This is a genomic window from Ideonella azotifigens, from assembly GCF_006519715.1.
Classification (GTDB): Bacteria; Pseudomonadota; Gammaproteobacteria; order Burkholderiales; family Burkholderiaceae_C; genus Ideonella; species Ideonella azotifigens.
This window is the reverse complement of sequence record NZ_VIDT01001041.1, coordinates 1-1386: the sequence shown is the minus strand read 5'-3', so window position 1 is coordinate 1386 and position 1386 is coordinate 1. Positions and strand designations below refer to the sequence as shown.

Below are 1386 nucleotides of genomic sequence, written 5' to 3'. Positions count from 1 at the left end.
CCCCCGCTGGCAGGGCGACCCAGACGATGGCTGCCGTGAAGCCCCAGTGCAGCGCGCCCAGTGCCAGCTGCAGCAGCGCCATGCGGCCGTTTGGCAGGTCCAGTTCCAGCGAACGCCAGCGCCACTGCCGGCGCTTGAATGCCACGCAGGCCCACACATAAGCAACCACAAGGGCCAGCGCCACGCCGCCCGCGATCTGCCAGACCCCCGACGCCACGCCCCACAGGCGCGGCAGCGCTTGCGTGCCGAACACCAGCAAGGCGCCGAACAGTGCGAAGTGGCTCAGCCAGTTGGTCAGCGCGCTGGTGCCGGCCACGGCGGCAATCACGGCTGGTCGCAGGCCCAGCGCGGTGTATTGATTCAACCTCAGTCCCAGCCCACCGACCATGTAGCCCAGGTTCTGGTTGATCGCAAAGCTGACGGCCGCGACGCGCAACACCGCCAGGCGGCTGACCTTGTGGCCTGTGACCTGCTGACCCAGGATGTCGAATCCGGCATAGGCCAAATAGCTGAGAACGGAGAACAACAGCGCCGCCGCCAGCTGCCACGCCGGTGTCTCCTGCAAGGCCTTGCCAACCTCGGCCCAAGGCACTTTGCGCCCTGCATGCACCAGCAACACCGCCACCCCGACAAGGAACAGCACCACCAGGGCCTGGCGCAACCAGCGCGCCTGGTACCAGGGCACAACAAGCGGCGTCGCTGGGCGTGCCGGCATCGGCGCAGCCACGGTCATGGCGAAACCTGCGCCCGGGCCATGGCCCCGTCACCACAGTCGCCGCTGCTGCAAGACGCACTGGGCCGCGCCGGCTGGATCGCCGGCACGGCGGCCGGCACGTTGCGCAGCCAGCCCGGAAAGCGCCGCAGTGCGAAGAACACCACCGCGCCGCGCAGCTGCGCCCAGGCGGAACCCCAGGCAGAGAGTTGCACCTGTGGCACCTCGTGGCAGGCTTCTGCCATCAGGTGGGTGAGCCGCTCGCTGAGCGTGGCATTGAAGTCGCGGTCCATCACGACCACATTGGCCTCCAGGTTCAGCGCCAGGCTGGTCGGGTCCAGGTTGCTGGAGCCGACGGTGGCCCATTCGTCGTCCACCACGGCCACCTTGCCGTGCAGTGGCCGCTCGCAGTATTCGAAGATGCGCACGCCGGCGCGTTGCAGGTGCCCGTGCAGCAGCGAGGCGGCCGTCTTGACGATGGGCATGTCCGGCTTGCCCTGCAGGATCAGCCGTACGTCCACGCCACGCTGCGCGGCACGGCGCAACTCGCGCAGCAGGCGGTAGCCGGGGAAGAAGTAGGCGTTGGCGATCACGATTCGGTGGCGGGCCTGGCGGATGGCCAGACGGTACTGGCGTTCGATGTCAGTGCGGTGGTGATGGTTGTCGCGCACCAC

The 1386-nt window shown here is 68.5% G+C and carries 2 protein-coding genes; both read right to left on the bottom strand.

Annotated features, from left to right (window positions below; genetic code table 11):
• Window positions 1–733, bottom strand: a 733-nt coding sequence (locus FKP22_RS30420) for a lysylphosphatidylglycerol synthase transmembrane domain-containing protein (RefSeq protein ID WP_141291933.1), incomplete at its 3' end; no start/stop codon positions are given.
• Window positions 730–1386, bottom strand: a 657-nt coding sequence (clsB, locus tag FKP22_RS30415) for a cardiolipin synthase ClsB (RefSeq protein ID WP_141291932.1), incomplete at its 5' end; no start/stop codon positions are given. The genes FKP22_RS30420 and clsB, both read right to left, overlap by 4 nt.